General features: G+C 61.7%; 10 protein-coding genes. 5 read left to right on the forward strand and 5 right to left on the reverse strand.

Annotated elements, in window-relative coordinates; genetic code table 11:
• Window positions 1-67: 67 nt before the first annotated feature.
• The 5 genes from BMY73_RS06205 (at window position 68) to xylB (ending at window position 6,339) form a co-directional block, all read left to right on the forward strand.
• Window positions 68-1,618 carry a sugar ABC transporter ATP-binding protein gene (locus BMY73_RS06205; RefSeq protein WP_218190147.1) on the forward strand — a complete coding sequence of 517 codons (1,551 nt, stop codon included), beginning with the start codon at window positions 68-70 and terminating at the stop codon, window positions 1,616-1,618.
• 171 nt (window positions 1,619-1,789) lie between these two features.
• Window positions 1,790-2,782 carry an ABC transporter permease subunit gene (locus BMY73_RS06210; RefSeq protein ID WP_062381198.1) on the forward strand — a complete coding sequence of 331 codons (993 nt, stop codon included), beginning with the start codon at window positions 1,790-1,792 and terminating at the stop codon, window positions 2,780-2,782.
• 63 nt (window positions 2,783-2,845) lie between these two features.
• Window positions 2,846-3,787 (forward strand): ABC transporter substrate-binding protein, encoded by a 942-nt coding sequence (locus BMY73_RS06215; RefSeq protein WP_092405828.1) that lies wholly within the window; start codon window positions 2,846-2,848, stop codon window positions 3,785-3,787.
• A 37-nt stretch (window positions 3,788-3,824) separates the two neighbouring features.
• Window positions 3,825-4,823 (forward strand): LacI family DNA-binding transcriptional regulator, encoded by a 999-nt coding sequence (locus tag BMY73_RS06220; RefSeq protein WP_092405830.1) that lies wholly within the window; start codon window positions 3,825-3,827, stop codon window positions 4,821-4,823.
• 28 nt (window positions 4,824-4,851) lie between these two features.
• Entirely contained in the window at window positions 4,852-6,339 is a 1,488-nt protein-coding gene (gene xylB, locus BMY73_RS06225; protein WP_092405832.1) for a xylulokinase, read from the forward strand.
• 389 nt (window positions 6,340-6,728) lie between these two features.
• Here the strand turns inward: xylB and tssA are convergent, their stop codons facing one another.
• From tssA to BMY73_RS06250, 5 genes are all read right to left on the reverse strand, one after another.
• Window positions 6,729-7,829 (reverse strand): type VI secretion system protein TssA, encoded by a 1,101-nt coding sequence (tssA, locus tag BMY73_RS06230; protein ID WP_092405834.1) that lies wholly within the window; start codon window positions 7,827-7,829, stop codon window positions 6,729-6,731.
• 102 nt (window positions 7,830-7,931) lie between these two features.
• Window positions 7,932-8,450, reverse strand: coding sequence for an Hcp family type VI secretion system effector (locus BMY73_RS06235; RefSeq protein ID WP_062387770.1), 519 nt, complete (start codon window positions 8,448-8,450; stop codon window positions 7,932-7,934).
• Between the two features lie 164 nt (window positions 8,451-8,614).
• Entirely contained in the window at window positions 8,615-11,110 is a 2,496-nt protein-coding gene (gene tssM, locus BMY73_RS06240) for a type VI secretion system membrane subunit TssM (RefSeq protein WP_092405836.1), read from the reverse strand.
• Complete coding sequence (tagF, locus tag BMY73_RS06245; protein WP_062387763.1) at window positions 11,107-12,033, reverse strand: type VI secretion system-associated protein TagF; 927 nt, start codon at window positions 12,031-12,033, stop codon at window positions 11,107-11,109. The genes tssM and tagF overlap by 4 nt, the downstream gene beginning before the upstream one ends.
• A gap of 31 nt (window positions 12,034-12,064) precedes the next feature.
• Complete coding sequence (locus BMY73_RS06250) at window positions 12,065-15,988, reverse strand: type VI secretion protein IcmF/TssM N-terminal domain-containing protein (RefSeq protein WP_092405838.1); 3,924 nt, start codon at window positions 15,986-15,988, stop codon at window positions 12,065-12,067.
• Between the last annotated feature and the right edge of the window lie 14 nt (window positions 15,989-16,002).

The following is a 16,002-nucleotide window of genomic DNA, read 5'->3' on the forward strand; positions in this document are numbered from 1 at the left end:
CTGCTCGCTTTCCGTCTTTGCCCATGGCGCGTCACGCGCTACATACCCTTGCTGCGGATGCTCGATCATGAGCGCCGTCCTCGCTGAATCCCCTACGCCCGTGCTGGAAATGACTGCCATTTCCAAGACCTTCAATGGCCTGCGCGTGCTGAAAAATGTCGCCCTCAAAGTCTATGCCGGTGAAGTCCATGCGCTGATGGGCGAGAACGGTGCGGGCAAATCCACCCTGATGAAAATCCTCTCTGGCGCCTACCAGGCCGATGCCGGCGGCGAGATTCGCGTGGGTGGCCGGACGTTGCCCGCGTTCGATCCGCTGACCGCGAAAGCTCAGGGCATCGCGGTGATTTATCAGGAACTGAGCCTGTGCCCCAACCTCAGCGTCGCGGAGAACATTTACCTGGGGCGTGAATTGCGTCGGGGCTGGAGCATCGACCGCAAGGCCATGGAGGCCGGGTGCACCGATGTACTGGCGCGACTGGGCGCCGACTTCAAACCCTCGACCAAGGTCAGTGTGCTGTCGATTGCCGAGCGGCAGTTGGTGGAAATTGCTCGCGCGCTTCACGCCGAGGCAAAGATTCTGGTCATGGACGAGCCCACCACGCCGCTGTCTTCCCGTGAAACCGACCGACTGTTTGCGTTGATCAAGCAACTGCGTGATCAGGGCCTGGCGATCATCTACATCAGTCATCGCATGGCCGAAATCTACGAGCTGTCGGACCGGGTGTCGGTGCTGCGCGACGGTGAGTACGTCGGCATGCTGGCGCGTGACGGGCTGTCGGCGGACGCGCTGGTGAAGATGATGGTCGGCCGCGACCTGTCCGGTTTCTACAAGAAAGAACACGCCCCGTATGACCCTGGCGAAGTGGTGATGCGTGTGCGCGACATGGCCGATGGCAAGCGGGTGAAACCCTGCAGTTTCGATCTGCACGCCGGTGAAGTGCTGGGTATCGCCGGATTGGTCGGGGCAGGGCGCACGGAGTTGGCGCGGCTGATCTTTGCGGCCGATCCACGCACCTCTGGCAGTCTTGAAGTCGCGGGCAAAGCCATCACGGAACTGCGTAATCCCACCGACGCGATTCGTGCCGGCGTGGTGTACCTCACGGAAGATCGCAAGGCCCAGGGTCTGTTCCTCGACATGAGCGTGCGCGACAACATCAACGTCTGCGCCTGTGTCCCGGACGCCCATGCCGGCGGTGTGCTGGATCGTGGGCGCGGCGCGCAGCGGGCGGTCGAGGCGATCCGGTCGCTGTCGATTCGCGTGGCGTCGGGCAAGGTCAACGTCGGGGCGTTGTCCGGCGGTAACCAACAGAAGGTACTGCTGGCGCGTTTGCTGGAAGTCAAACCCCATGTGCTGATTCTCGACGAGCCTACCCGTGGCGTGGACATTGGCTCGAAGTCCGAGATCTACCGGATCATCAACGAACTGGCCAAGGCCGGGGTCGGCATCGTGGTGATCTCCAGCGAATTGCCGGAGATCATCGGCACCTGTGATCGCGTGCTGATCATGCGCGAAGGGCAGTTGGTGGCGGAAGTCGGCGGCGCATCGGGACACGAGATTTCTCAGGAGCGGATCATCGATCTGGCGACTGGGGGTGAGCAGGTGGCTGTTCCGACCTGAAACAACATAGTCCCTTGTAGGAGCTGACCGAGGTTACGAGGCCTGCGAAGCGGTGTGTCAGCCAATGAAGATAGTGGATCAGCTATCGCATCGCAGGCCTCCTAACGTCGGTCAGCTCCTACAGTGACCGTGTCATTGACACTTTCTACAACAATAAAAGGAGGCCAGGCCATGAGTCTGACCCTGGAAAACTCGCCAAGCGTGGCGGCCATCAGCAAACGTGAGCGTGTGCGCGAGCTGATGCGCACCCTCGGCATGCTGCCGGTGTTGATTCTGCTGCTGGTGGGCTTCGCGTTGATGACCGACAGCTTCATGACCTGGCAGAACCTGTCGATCATCACCCAGCAGGCCTCGGTCAACGTGGTACTGGCAGCGGGCATGACCTTCGTCATTCTGACCGCCGGCATCGACCTGTCGGTCGGCGCGATTCTGGCCGCCTCCGCTGTCGTGGCGCTACAAGCGTCGATGTCGCCACAGTGGGGCATGCTCGGAATCTTCGCCGGCATCGGTTTTGGCCTGCTGCTGGGGCTGGTCAACGGTGGGTTGATCGCCTTCATGCGCCTGCCGCCGTTCATTGTCACCCTCGGCGCGCTGACTGCCATGCGTGGCTTGGCGCGTCTGCTGGCCGACGATAAGACCGTCTTCAACCCGGATCTGCCGTTTGCCTTCATCGGCAACGATTCGGTACTTGGCGTGCCGTGGCTGGTGATCATCGCGGTTGCGGTGATCGCGATCTCCTGGTTCATCCTGCGCCGCACGGTCATGGGGGTGCAGATCTATTCGGTGGGCGGCAACCCCGAAGCGGCCCGGCTGTCCGGAATCAAGGTGTGGAAAGTGCTGCTGTTCGTTTACGCGGTCTCCGGCGCGCTGGCCGGACTGGGCGCCGTCATGAGCGCGTCGCGACTGTTTGCCGCCAATGGCTTGCAGCTCGGACAGTCCTACGAACTGGACGCCATCGCGGCTGTGATCCTCGGTGGCACCAGTTTTACCGGAGGCGTCGGCACCATTGGCGGCACCCTGATCGGCGCGCTGATCATTGCGGTGTTGACCAACGGCCTGGTGCTGCTCGGCGTGTCGGACATCTGGCAGTACATCATCAAAGGCATCGTGATCATCGGTGCGGTGGCGCTTGATCGCTATCGCCAGTCCGGCGCACGGACCTGATTCATCGCGTTGGCGTGACGCGTTTCAAACACTGGCTCTGACAATAATCACAAGAGAGAAATCATGAACTTCAAACGCAAATTCCCTGCTGTCGTCTCCCTTTGCCTGGCCGCGCTGTTGGCGCAAGGCGTTGAAGCCCGTGAACTGAAATCGGTCGGCATCAGTCTGGGGTCGTTGGGCAATCCTTACTTCGTGACCCTGGCCGACGGTGCCAAGGCCAAGGCGCTGGAGATCAACCCCAACGTCAAAGTGACGTCGGTGTCCGCCGACTATGACCTGAGCAAGCAGTTCTCCCAGATCGACAACTTCATCGCCGCCGGGGTGGACCTGATCCTGATCAACGCGGTCGATCCAAAAGCGATTGCCTCAGCGATCAAAAAGGCTCAGGCGGCCGGCATCAAAGTGGTTGCCGTGGACGTGAGCGCGGCGGGCGTTGATGCAACGGTCCAGACCGACAACGTCGAGGCTGGGAAACTGGCCTGCCAGTTCATCGTCGACAAACTCTCGGGCAAGGGGAACGTGATCATCGAGAACGGTCCTCAGGTCACTGCCGTGACCGACCGTGTGACCGGCTGTAAATCAGCCTTCGCCGCTGCGCCGGACATCAAGGTGCTGTCGGACGATCAGGATGCCAAGGGCTCGCGCGACGGCGGCCTGAACGCCATGCAGGGTTACCTGACGCGCTTCCCGAAAATCGACGGGCTGTTCGCGATCAATGACCCACAAGCCATTGGCAGTGATCTGGCGGCCAGGCAACTGAAACGCAGCGGCATCATCATCACGTCGGTGGACGGCGCCCCGGACATCGAACACGCGCTCAAATCCGACTCGTTGATACAGGCCTCCGCCAGTCAGGACCCTTGGGCGATGGCGCAGCAGGCGGTGATCATCGGCAACGATCTGCTCAATGACAAGAAACCGGCTGAAGCGGTGACTCAGCTCACGCCGAAACTGATCACCCGCGACAACATCGGTTCCTACACCGGGTGGTCGAGCAAGCACTAAGCGCTGAACCAGACACGTCGCCGAGAGAGTGAATACAGTGGTCAAGATGGAGGATGTGGCGCGACGGGCCCGGGTATCGACGTCGACGGTGTCCCATGTGCTCAATGGCACGCGCAAGGTCAGCCCGGAGACCGTGGACGCGGTGCAGCAGGCGGTTCGCGAGTTGGGGTATATCCCCAACACGCTGGCCCGCTCGCTGGCTCGCTCGCGCACCCATACCATTGGCGTGGCGATTTCGGCGCTGTCCAACCACTACTTCAGCGAGACCGTTCACGCCATCGAAACCGAATGCGCGCGCCACGGCATCATGATGCTGTTCGTCGACACCCACGATGATGCCGAGCAGGAACTGCACGTGGTCAAGGCGCTGCACCACCGCCGGGTCGACGGCATCCTGCTTGCCCCCTCCAGCGATCCGCAACATGCGGCGTTGGACTATCTGCAGGCCAATGCGATTCCGACGGTGCTGGTGGACCGCATGGCCACCGGAGGTTTCGATCAGGTGGGCGTGGAGAACCTGCAATCAACCCGTGAGTTGGTGGCGCATTTGATAAGCCACGGCCACCGGCGCATCGGCATGATTGCCGGGCACCGTGGGTTGAGCACCACCGAAGAGCGCATTGAGGGATACCGTCAGGCGCTGGCCGACGCAGGCCTGGCGTTCGATGAGGCGTTATTGGTCAACGGCGAATCCAACAGTCAATCGGCACGGCTCGCGGCACAGCGACTGTTGAAGCTGGCCGCGCCGCCGAGTGCGATCATGGCGGCCAACAACCTGATGACCATTGGGGCGATGCATGCGTTGCGGGACGCGAAGATCGCAGTGCCGGAACAGATGGCGCTGGTGGGGTTCGATGATTTCGACTGGGCGGATTTTTTCCTCCCCCGTTTGAGCGTGATCGCGCAACCCGTGCAGGCGCTGGGCGCGCGGGCGGTGCAGTTACTCTTGCAACGCATCGACCATCCCGATGGACCTTTAAAGGCGGAGCGTCTGGCCGCGACGTTGCGCCTACGAAATTCTTGCGGATGCCCTTGAGGCGGCTGCTGACAGGAACAGAAACGTGATGAGTGAAGCTGTCTCTCTGGGCATCGATCTGGGCACCTCGGAGCTCAAAGCCATATTGCTCGACGCGCAGGGCGTGGTGCTGGCCCAGGCGGGTGCGCGGCTGAGTGTTTCGCGCCGGCAATCCGGTTGGTCGGAACAAAACCCTGAACACTGGTGGCAAGCCTGTCTGGCGGCGCTCGGGCAATTGCGCGCCGAGCATCCTGCGGCGTGGGCGCGCGTCGCCTGCGTCGGGCTTTCCGGGCAAATGCACGGTGCGGTGTTGCTCGACGCTCATGATCACGTCCTGTATCCGGCGATCCTCTGGGACGATTCGCGCGCCGTGACTCAGGCCGAACAATTGAATCGCGAATTTCCTGACTACGCACAGGCCACCGGCAGCCTGGCGATGGCTGGCTTGACGGCGCCAAAGCTGCTCTGGCTACAACAGCACGCGCCGCAGATGTTCGGGCAGATCGATTGCGTGCTGTCACCCAAGGATTACCTGCGTCTGCTGCTGACCGGCGAACGCTTCAGCGACATGTCGGATGCGGCGGGGACACTTTGGCTAGACGTGGCCAGCCGTGCATGGCACGAACCCATGCTGCAGGCCACCGGTTTGACGCGTGCCCGGATGCCAACGGTGCTGGAGGCCGATCAACGGGCTGGAGGCTTGAGCGCCGAAGCTGCGCAGGTGTTGGGCTTGCCGATAGATTTACCTGTGGCTGCGGGCGGCGGTGACAACCCGGTGTCGGCGGTCGGCATTGGCGCGATCAACGCGGGCGATGCGTTCGTCACCCTGGGCACCAGTGCCGCCATCGTCGCCATCACTGACCACGCCGCCGGCAACCCGGCGAGGGTCGTGCACAGTTTCTGTCATGCACTGCCGGGGCGCTGGTACACCATGGGGGCGATGCTGGCTGGCGCCAGTTGCCTGCGCTGGGTCACCCGCTTGCTCGGCCAACCCGATGAGCAGACCCTGCTGACGCTGATGGAAGCGGCACTGCCTGTGGATCAACCGGTTACCGTCTCTAACCCTCTGTTCTTGCCCTATCTGGCGGGCGAGCGGACACCCCACAACGACCCGCTGTTACGCGGTGGCTTCATGAACCTGGGGCACGACAGCACGCCTGCGATGTTGGCGTACGCGGTGCTCGAAGGCGTCGGTTTTGGTTTGCTGGATGCCATGAATGCGGTGCTGTCAGCCGGGGCGACGATCAACGGCTGCGCACTGGTCGGCGGCGGCGCGCGCAGTGAATATTGGGCACAACTGCTGGCGAACATTCTCGACCGCGAGGTGTACACCTTGCAGGGCAGCGAACTGAGCGCGTGCATCGGCGCGGCCAAACTTGGATTTTTGGCCATCGGGCAGGGCAGCGATCTGTTAGAGAAAGGCATGCCGGTCAAGGCGCGGTACCGGCCGCAGCCGGCCGTCCAACCGGTATTGCGCGAGCGCTACACAAAGTTTCGGGGTTTGTTGTCGGCGGCGCAGGGGTTGCGATCACTGTAGGCACCCTCGGAGGTTACGAGGGTATGGGCCGTACTCGGACGAATGCGGTGTGTCAGTCACTGTTGAGGGTGCTGACCCACCGCATTCGCCAGCAAGCCGGCTCCCACAGGTTTTGTGTTTGGCGCAAATCTTCGGTACGACGCGGTCACTGTAGGAGCCGTCCGAGGTTACGAGGGCCGCGAATGCAGTGGATCAGGCACCATAGAGGTTGATGACCCACTGCTTTCGCCAGCCGGCACAGTATCGGCGTCGTTCTCATTTCTTTGACACGACGAGGTCCCTGTGGGAGCCGTCCGAGGTTACGAGGGCTGCGAATGCGGTCCGTCATTCACCATCGATCTCACAGACTGACCGTCTTCGCAAGCACGCTCACACCTGCTTATGTCCGATCAGGACTTCGTTTCTTTCGTCCCCAGCACGTCACGAATACTGTCGATGACGTTGCCGTCCTTGATGACATCCTTCAGCCAGCCTTCAAGGGGCATGTTGCCCCATTTGATCGCGCGTTCGATCAGGTAGGGCACCGGGCTCTGGGGTTCGGTCTGTTTGAAGAATTGCGCGACGCCCGCCAGCAGGGTGAACGCCTCGTCGCGGGTCAGCGGGGTGGTGCGCAGCGGGGCCGGAGCGGTGTCTTTGGCGGTCGTCGTCATCGTGGGACCTGCAGGCTGGGGATCGTTCGCTTGCGGCGCAGGCTCGGAAGACGCCAGCGGCTCAGGGACGTTAAGTTCGACGCCCCGATCCTTGAGCAGCTTCTCGGCCAGTTGCGCGGCACGGGACAGGATTTCAATCAAGGCCGCGAAACTGGGCGCTTCGTGGCCGAACAACTGATCGGCTGTCGCCTGCAACTGACGGCAGGCGTGCAGGCTGTCGTTGATTTCAGCCGCTTTGCGCACGAAATGCTCGGTGTCGGTCAGGACCACCGAGCGCTGGAAGATTTCGGCGTTGATCTTTCCTTCGTCCAGCGCGATGCGCATCGCTTGCGGGTTCTGCAGTGCAAGGTTTTCGATGTGACGGGATTCGTCATAGCGCAACACACCGAAGTGGTCTCCCTGGGTGATCGGCAGCCCGCCCACCACATCGGCCAGCGTGGTTTTAAGCCAGGCCAGCCGCGCGGCGCGCTCTTCCAGGCCTTCATCGAGGGACGGATAGAGGTCGTCCCAGAACCGCTGCAGGATCCGCTCGGCCAAGGTGAGACCGAAGGTGATCCCCACGAAATGGTATTTGTGCGCCAAGGCTTCACTGAGCCAGGCCACGAGCATCAGGTCTTTGCTCTGCTGAGCAAGGCCCTGTGCGGCCAGCGTGATCGTCAGGTCCCAATCCGATGATTTCAGATCGGTCTGCCAGTCACCCTGGGTCAGGTAATCCGGGTCTGCCCGACGAGCCTCTTTGACGTTATCGAACAGCGTGGAAAAGCTCAGGTCTTCGCCGCTGCCTCCATTGATCGGCGCTGTCAGTTCGGTCAGTGAGAGGTCGTTGAGAAATTCAGACATGGTCAACTCGGGTATTTACAAAAAGAACACCACGCCGAGGAGGTCGGCATGGTGTCGAATACGGACCATCGCCAAGGGCGACGGTCCCTGGTGCTTACGCGATCACGCAAAAACCTTGTTGGCGGTGCGGTCCCAGCCGCCCGTGACGTTACCGCCACCCTGGCCGTCGGCACGGCTCTGTTGGGTGTAGGTGGTTTTGATGCGCGCGAAGTTGAAGCTGATCTCTTCGATCGGCAGGTCGCTCACGGCCTTGTCTTCACCGTCCTGGTTGCCGCCAGCGATGGCTTTGACCGACGACACGACCACCTCTTCCAGGTTGATCGTGAGGTAGGTCAGCTTGTCGCCGCCCGCACGGTTGACGTTCAGTTGGACCTTGGCGATGTGCGTGCCTTTGCAGCAGGCTTCGAACAGCTTCGCCGAGGCCTTGTCGACCGCCTTGCGAATGCTGAAATCGCTCAGTGCAACGCGCTCGGACGACGCACCGCCCGAGGAGCTTGCGGTCGCGGAAGTGGCTTGAGTCGCGCCGTACTCATAGCCCAACACTTCAATCCAGTCTTTGTGCTTGTCGTCCAGCACTTCACCGGGAATACCGTCGATCTGAATATATGCGTCAAATGCCATTTCTTACTTCTCCATTTTCTACATTTAAGGGCTTGCCTTACCTGCGGCCAGACCGCAGCCCCTCGATTTGACCTTCTTGATCATTCAAGAGAGGTCGGTTGCCGCTGCCTCAGCCTCCGCACGCAGAGGCTCAGGCGCCGGTTTCTTGCAGGTGATCCGCGTCCTCAGTTGAGGGCGCGCACCTCGATTTCTACTCGCCGATTGGGCTCCAGGCATTGAATCAGCTGTGCTCGGGGCAGTTGCATGTCGCATTTGACCAACGGCTTCTCGCTGCCTTCGCCCACGGCCTCGACCAGCTCGGCGGGCACGCCCTTGCCGACCAGGTAGGTTTTGATGGTCTGCGCGCGTTGCCTGGAAACCTGAAGGTTGCTTTGCGGATCACCCAACTGGTCGGCGTGCCCGGCGATGATGATCTTGCCGATGTTGGGCGTGCTCAACAGCTTGCCGGCAATGGCGCTCAACTGACTCTGGCCCTCGGTTTTCAGGCTCTGGAAGTCGGCCCGGGCAAACGCGAACAGCGTGTCCGATTCAAGGGTGATGGTCTCGATCGAGCGCAGCGATTGCGACAGCAGGCTGTTGATGTAATTGCGTGAACTGGAGACCAGGAACGCGTTGTCCAGAATCCTCGGCACATCGGGCTCGTGGATCTGGTCGCTGTAGAAGTTCACCTGACGGCTGGCCAGTTCATAGTCAGAGCCCGAATCGGGAGCGGCAGCGGCGGCGGTCATGTTCTTGCCGGTCTGACGAGCGATGGCCGGGTACCAGTAATCAGGAATCCTGGCTTTGAGGAAGGCAGGGTCGGCCTTTTCCCGTTGTGAGCGCGAGAGCATCACATAGGTCTCCAGCGTGGCCTTGCCGAACTCGGCAATCGATTGAGCGCGGTTGTCGGCGGGCAGGGCACGCGGCTCGACGCTGTCGACCCCGGTCACGGGCAGCAGGTCCTTGGCGTTGCGTTGGTAGACCTTGATGGTGGTCAGCAGGTACAGCGAACGCGTCAGATTATCTGCCGTCGGTTTGAGCATTACGGTTTCGAGCCGCCCGAAGTAGCGTTCCCGCAGTACCGGTTCGACTTTGTAGCCTTGGTAAAGGCCCAGGCGCAGACGCAACGGCACACCCTGATCGTGATGCCGGGCGTAGTAGTCCGCGGTCCAGAAACGCAAGCGGTCGAGGGTTTGCCAGGACGTGTACTGTTGCGGTGCTGCCTTGTCCTGAGCCGCCGCTGCCGTCAGTTGCGTGGACAGCGTTTCGATCTCGGTCTTGTTGTTCCAGTACGACCAGCCCCATAGACTGCACAGCAGCAGTGCGACCAGGCTGGCGCCGCCCACCCACGCGGCCTTGCGCCGACGCTCGCGGAAGTTGGTGGTGTACAACGCGACCAGATGCTGGTCCGGAATGATGACCTTGCGGAACAGGCTGTTGATGAACAGCGGTTGCGGCTGCGCGTTGCCATTGACCGACAGGTGCTCGGCTTCAAGGTGAAAGCGTTCGCTGACCTGCCGGGCATGACCGCCCAACTCCGGCGCATCGGCGTCCAGCGCACTGGTGAAATAGAACCCGCGCAGCAACTCTGCACTTTGATAGGGGTTGGCGCGCAGCAGGGCGTCGACGAACAGTTGCATCCGCGGTTTGAGCGCGGCCAGCTCCAGCGGGAAGCGGTAAACGGCCGGGTCCTGACGGGTAATCTGAATGTCCTGCATCACCAGCTGCTGGCTGGCCACGCTTTGCCAATACTGGGTGAGCTCGTCCATGGCCACGCCAAAACGCTGACCCCAATCGGCGGTTTCGTAATCCTTGTGCGTGAACGTTTTGCCCATCACCTCGCCGCGTGCCACTTCATCGAGCCGACGGTAGAACGCGCTGAAGCCGGGCACCAGGTCGCACTTGGTGAACACCAGGTACACCGGCAGACGCACTTCCAGCAGCGAGTGGGTTTCCTGAATGCGCTCGCGCAGACGTTTCGCCAGTCGTTCCTGATCTTCCAGCGAGGCCTGCAAAATGTCGTGAATGCTGACAGTGACGATCAGGCCGTTGAGCGGACGCCGCTGACGATGCTGACGCAGCAGTTGCAGGAAGGCGCGCCATTTGCCCGCTTCCTCCTGGTTGTTCATGTACCGCCCGGCCGTGTCGAGAAGGACCGCTTCGGAGCTGAAAAACCAGTCGCAGTTGCGTGTCCCGCCCAGCCCCGCGACCCGAACGCCTTCACGTTCGGCATAAGGGAAGTTCAGGCCGGACTGGTACAGCATGGTGCTTTTACCGGCCGCAGGCTGGCCGACCACCAGGTACCACGGCAACGCATACAGCGCGTCCTTGCTCGCGGTGCCGCGGGGCTTGTTGCTGTGCAGGCGGTCGATGCTCTGCAACAGGCGTTCACGCAGCAGGCTGACCTCTTCGCGGTCGGCGGGGCTGGCGTTCAGCACGGCCTGGTCGGCGTCGTCGCGCAGTAACCCCTCCAGATTGTGGTGCCGGGAAGCGCCCCGATACAGCAGCAATACATAACCCGCCGACAGCAGCAGGAACAGGCCGATGCCTGCCAGCAGACTGCGCAGCGAGTCGAAGCCCAGCGCGCGACCCAGGGCCCAGACCAGGAACAGAGTCAGGAAGAAGCAAACCCCCAAAACGTAGGGCTGGTAACGCAAGAAGTAATATTTGATCTTGTTCATACAGACTTCGTGTCCGGCGCGTCGACAAAGCGGTCGATGACGTCAAAGAGAGGGCGTTCGAGGCTGGGAAATTCCGGCGGCTGATGGTGCTCATCGAACGTCGCGAAATTGCCCAGCACGTCATAGTTTTGGGTGTGGTCGCTGTTGCCGGTCAGCACGGCGTACAGGCCGTGGGTGCTTCGGGAGGGGAAGCAGAACAGTTTCGGCCGCATGAAGTCGTCCGCCAGCACGCTGACCTGCGGCGACACGCGCTGTGCATTCATTCGTGTCAGCCAGTCGACCCACAGGTCGGCGGTCGGGTTCTTCAATCCCCGTTCTGCAGGGAGAGGCAGGCAAATGCTCGGTGCATCCGCATGCCGCAACGGACGACGCAACGCAGAGAGCCTGGTCAGCACCGCAGGGGTGATGAACTCCGGGTACGAGCTTTTCAGCGCATCGGCGATGTCCCGCAGGTTGAAGTTGCGCAGAAACTTTTCGTGAACCTGGCGAAACAGCGCGAAGTCCTGACCTTGCAAGGGGCGCAGCGCCTTGATCTTGTCGAACAGAAGCGCCGGCTGTTCTCCCTGAACACCCAGATGCAACAGCGATTTGATCTGGGCACAGAACAGTTCGCTTAACGTGAACGGGTTGATCAGGCGTTCATTTTCCAGGGCCTTCACGCTCTGGAAAATAAAGAACGGATAGCGACGCTGACTGGCGTCCATCGAGCTGATCAGGCCGCCCAGCAGCCAGTTCCCGGAGCGCGCCCGGTAGGAGAAAAAGCACAGCGGCAGACGGTCGAACAGCGCGCGCCAGTCGTCGCGCGGATGAATCGCCGCCAGCGAGTCCTGAAGCCAGCCGTCGAACTCGCGGACCTCGTCAGCGGCGCCATGCAAGCTGACGAAGTCGGCGCTGGCCGGTATTTTCCCGAAGCAGCCGATCATTGGTCGCTCCTTGGGTGCAGGGCTGAGTGCTTCACTTGCTTCGTCCGTCCGCCACGCTGACCGGCGCGTTCAGCGCGCTGAGCGCCTTGACGTTGGCCAGGTCGGTCAATTTGACGCCGCCGTAGTTGCGCACGGTCAGGCTCACCAGTCCGTTGGCAGTGGTCCAACTGAAACGTTGCTGAATGCCGTCCAGATCGACCACGCGGGCGCTGTCGTTCATGCGCAGCAGGCCCCAGCGTCCCGGGTAATCGAACACGGTGACGCGCTCGCCCGTCAGCGTCACCACGTCCAGACGAGCGCCGGGTGCGGTGGTGGTGCCTGGCCAGGAGAAGCGGCTCCAGCTGGTCTTGCCGTTACGGTAGTGCTGCTCCTGACCATCGAGGGTGAAGATGATGTCGGTGAAGTTGGCCGACGGCTCCAGCATGATCTCGAAACCGTTTTCCTTGTCGGACAGGCTGGCAATGACCTCGCCCAGCGAACTGGCCTTGTCGATGCTGCTGACCATGTTCGGGTTGACCAGCGGAGCGGCCTTGGCGCTGCTGCTCATGCCCAAGCCTTCGCCGCCCGACAGGTTGCCGATTTCGTTGCGCTTGAAGTTGGGGAGCAAGCCCGACTCGGGGTCGACGAACCGCTGCAGGTCCTTGACCGATGCCTCGTTGCGACTGCCCGCGGCGATCGGGTAACGGTGGGCCATGACTTGTTCCCACGGCTTGGCAATCTGCTGAGCCCAGGCTTTGGCGATCTGTTGACCGGCCGGGTCGCGCAACGTTTCCCAGGCGAACTGGATCGGCAGGCTGAACAGACTTTGCAGTGAGGCCGACAATCCGCCCTGGCTGGTATCGACCGTGGTTTCAACGTAGTTGCGCACGTTGGTCACCTCGCTCGGCTGGCCTTCCAGGGTTTCGCTGATCAACTGTTTGCTGCTTTTGCCCACGTCCTGCGAGCGCTGGATGTTGTTCATCCGCACCTTGAGTTTGCGCAGGGCCGCCAGGTAGCGATCCATGATCGTGCTGTCTGCGCCTTCGGCATTCTGCGTGGCAAACACGCGCGAGACTGGCTCGAACCGTTTCGCCAGGCTGCCATCGTCAACGGGCGGCAGCGGCGAGAGTAACGTGGCCGGGGATTTATCCGGGCTGTCGAAGAGTCCGGTGACCTTGCTCCAGAAGGTGTCCGGGGGTTCGTTGCCGGTCTGGTGCGCCTCGCGTGGCGCGGGCAGGTCCCACTGGGTGTTGTCGTTGACCGCCGACAGCAGGATCTTCACGGGCGAGTTCTGTACGTCGCTCAGTAACGACAGCTGTTCTGTTGCGTTGGCCATGTCGGTGAAATGCCGCACGCCGACACCGTTGAGCAGGGTGTACCAGGCCTGTGCGTAGTCACGCTTGTAGCGCGTCATGAACTCGCGCATGAAGTTGGCTTTCTGCACGATGCTGTCGCCGCCTTCACCATCGAGCACCCAGTCGGATTCGTTGCGCAGGTTGCCCGACACCAGTTTGATCAGCTCCGGTTTGACGAAACCCTCCCAGCCTTGCCGGGTAAAGATCGCAGGCACTGCTTCGGCGCTATACAACAGTTGGCGACCCGGTAACGGCACCAGATCGTTGAGGTTGATGGCCGGGAACTGGCGGCTGGATTCCAGCTGCAGGCGCAGGTATTCACGGTCCACCAGGGAGCTTGAGATCATGAAGGACTTCAGGCTCTTGCGCGTGCTTTCCACCAGTTGTTCGTTGCGCGGCAGGGCAGGGGCCTGACCGTTTTTGACCAACTGCACGTACATCGGCACATTGTCCTCGATCACCTGATCGCTGACCGGGCTAGCGTCCGTCGCCGTGCTGGCCCACGCCACCGGCAGTGCTGCGCTGACGAACTCTGGATCCGGATGCACATCGGGTTGCGTCAACATCAGGTACAGCTTGAGCGCGTTGTAGGACTCGATGATCGACGCCACCTGTTGCTCGTCCAGACGACCCAGCATCTCTTCCGACAACGACAGGCCGCCGGTGGTGGCCGACAGTTCGGCGGCATCGCTGGCCGTCGCAGGGTTGCGCAGATCGGCCAGCGCGCTGTCGCGGGTTTTGCTCGCAGCGCCCCTGGCCACGCCTTTGAGGCGATTGCCGACGTCGGAAGCGCTGCGTGGAATACTGCTCAGGGTCGGCTTGCCAGCGCCTGCATTGAGGCTCTGCACAGCACGGCCAATCGGTTTCTGGCCTTTGTTCGATTGCCCGGCTGCCTTGCTGTTGCCCGGCGCGAGCGGGGTCTGCGGGTCCATTTCGTTGGCGAATTCGTTGAACGCGCGCATTTGCATTTGCAGCTTCAGCGCGACCGGTTCCAACGCTTGGCTACGCAGTTGCTGCAGGTAGGCGGACTGAGCGACCGCGTGAATGTCCTCGCCCCGGTAAAGCCCTGCGCCCAATTGCAACGGCACACCCTTGACGCGGTGTTTTTCGATCAGCGCCAGTTCATCGCGGAGCAATTCCAGGCCCTCACCGGCGGCCATGCGCTGAGCTCGATCAGGGGCGTTGTCCAGGTTGTCGATCTTCTGCTGCAGCGCGGCGATCCACTGCCGGTTGTTCTGGAACGCCAGCGCCTGCCAGCCGATGAAGGCCAGACCGACCAACGCGGCGAGGGCGATCACGGCAGGGCTCAGTGAGGTGTCACGCCCGGTTCTGGACTGATAGCGGGTCAGGTCGCGGTCAGGGAAGATGACGCGGCGGAAGGTGTCGGTAATGAAGTAGCTGCGATCACCAATTTTTTTGCCACGCGCGTCGGCCACTGCCGGGCTGTCTTGGGCAGGAAGCAAGGCAAACGACTCGGCCAGATCATCCTCGTACACCTGGCTCAGTTGCTGATCGGTCTGCAGTGCACTGGTGAAATACAGGCCGCGCAGCAACAACGGTGTGCCATGGCTGGCAGGCTGAGTGAAGTGCTCCAGAAACTGTTCTAGCACGCCCGACAGTTCGGCAAAGTAATTCGGGAAGTTGAGCAACGCACTGTTGGCGTCCGAGCCCAGATTGATCATCTGGGCGTCGACGTGCCGCTGGATGCCGTTGTGCAGGTTCGCCAGCTTGCTGTCGAGCACCGCGCGCAGGCCGTGGGTGCGTATCTCTGACAGCCCGAACGTCATGCCCAGAGGCTGCTGACGCTCGGTCAGGTCCAGCCCGTCGAATGCCTGATTAAAGCCCGGCAACTGGTCGGTCTTGCTCAGCATCAGGTAAATCGGAGGATTGGCATCCAGGCAGCGGGCGTATTCTTCAATTCGGGACACCAACTGGGTGGCCATCTGCGCGCGTTCGTGCGCCGTGGCCGCCAGCAGTTCGGGCAGGCTCACGACCAGGACCAGGCCGTTGACCGCTGCCTTTTTGCGCTGCTTTTTCAGCAACTGCAGAAACGCGGTGAATTCGCTCGCGGACTGGTCGTCGCGCAGGTAACGCCCGGCCGTGTCGATCAGCACCGCCTCGGGGCTGAAGTACCAGTCGCAGTGTTGGGTGCCGCTGTCGTTATCGTTCTGACTGCTGGCGATGCTGGCCGACAGACCGGAACGTGTAAGCAGGGAGGTCTTGCCCGCCGCCGACATGCCGATGACCAGATACCACGGCAGGTCGTACAAGGCCGAAGAACCGCCGCCTCCGGCAGAACGGTCGGCGCGCAACATGGCGATCGCATGCTTGAGGCGCTCGCGGAGCACCTGCTGGTCGCGGAATTCACTGTTGGATGTGAGCGACCGGTCAACCTCGATCTGCACCAGGTTTTCCAGGTTGTGCTCGGTGCGGATGCGCTGATACTGGCGCAGCACGATAACCAACAGATAGCACGCGCTCACGATTAACATCGTTTCGAGCATGTGGTCGCGCGACCATTGCAGGCGAGGGGCGACGAACCAGCAAACCACCAGGCTGGCCAGCCATAGCGATATAACGAGGAACCAAAAGCTCTTTAACGCACGAAGGAGTGTTTTCATGTCTTCCTGACTCG

The sequence above is a fragment of the Pseudomonas sp. NFACC02 genome (assembly GCF_900110765.1).
Taxonomy (GTDB): Bacteria; Pseudomonadota; Gammaproteobacteria; order Pseudomonadales; family Pseudomonadaceae; genus Aquipseudomonas.

Coding starts and splice junctions, on each gene's coding strand:
- BMY73_RS06235 (WP_062387770.1), bottom strand. CDS start 8,450: ATGGCATTTGACGCATATATTCAGATCGACGGTATTCCCGGTGAAGTG.
- BMY73_RS06250 (WP_092405838.1), bottom strand. CDS start 15,988: ATGAAAACACTCCTTCGTGCGTTAAAGAGCTTTTGGTTCCTCGTTATA.
- BMY73_RS06215 (WP_092405828.1), top strand. CDS start 2,846: ATGAACTTCAAACGCAAATTCCCTGCTGTCGTCTCCCTTTGCCTGGCC.
- tssA (WP_092405834.1), bottom strand. CDS start 7,829: ATGTCTGAATTTCTCAACGACCTCTCACTGACCGAACTGACAGCGCCG.
- tagF (WP_062387763.1), bottom strand. CDS start 12,033: ATGATCGGCTGCTTCGGGAAAATACCGGCCAGCGCCGACTTCGTCAGC.
- tssM (WP_092405836.1), bottom strand. CDS start 11,110: ATGAACAAGATCAAATATTACTTCTTGCGTTACCAGCCCTACGTTTTG.
- BMY73_RS06205 (WP_218190147.1), top strand. CDS start 68: ATGAGCGCCGTCCTCGCTGAATCCCCTACGCCCGTGCTGGAAATGACT.
- xylB (WP_092405832.1), top strand. CDS start 4,852: ATGAGTGAAGCTGTCTCTCTGGGCATCGATCTGGGCACCTCGGAGCTC.
- BMY73_RS06210 (WP_062381198.1), top strand. CDS start 1,790: ATGAGTCTGACCCTGGAAAACTCGCCAAGCGTGGCGGCCATCAGCAAA.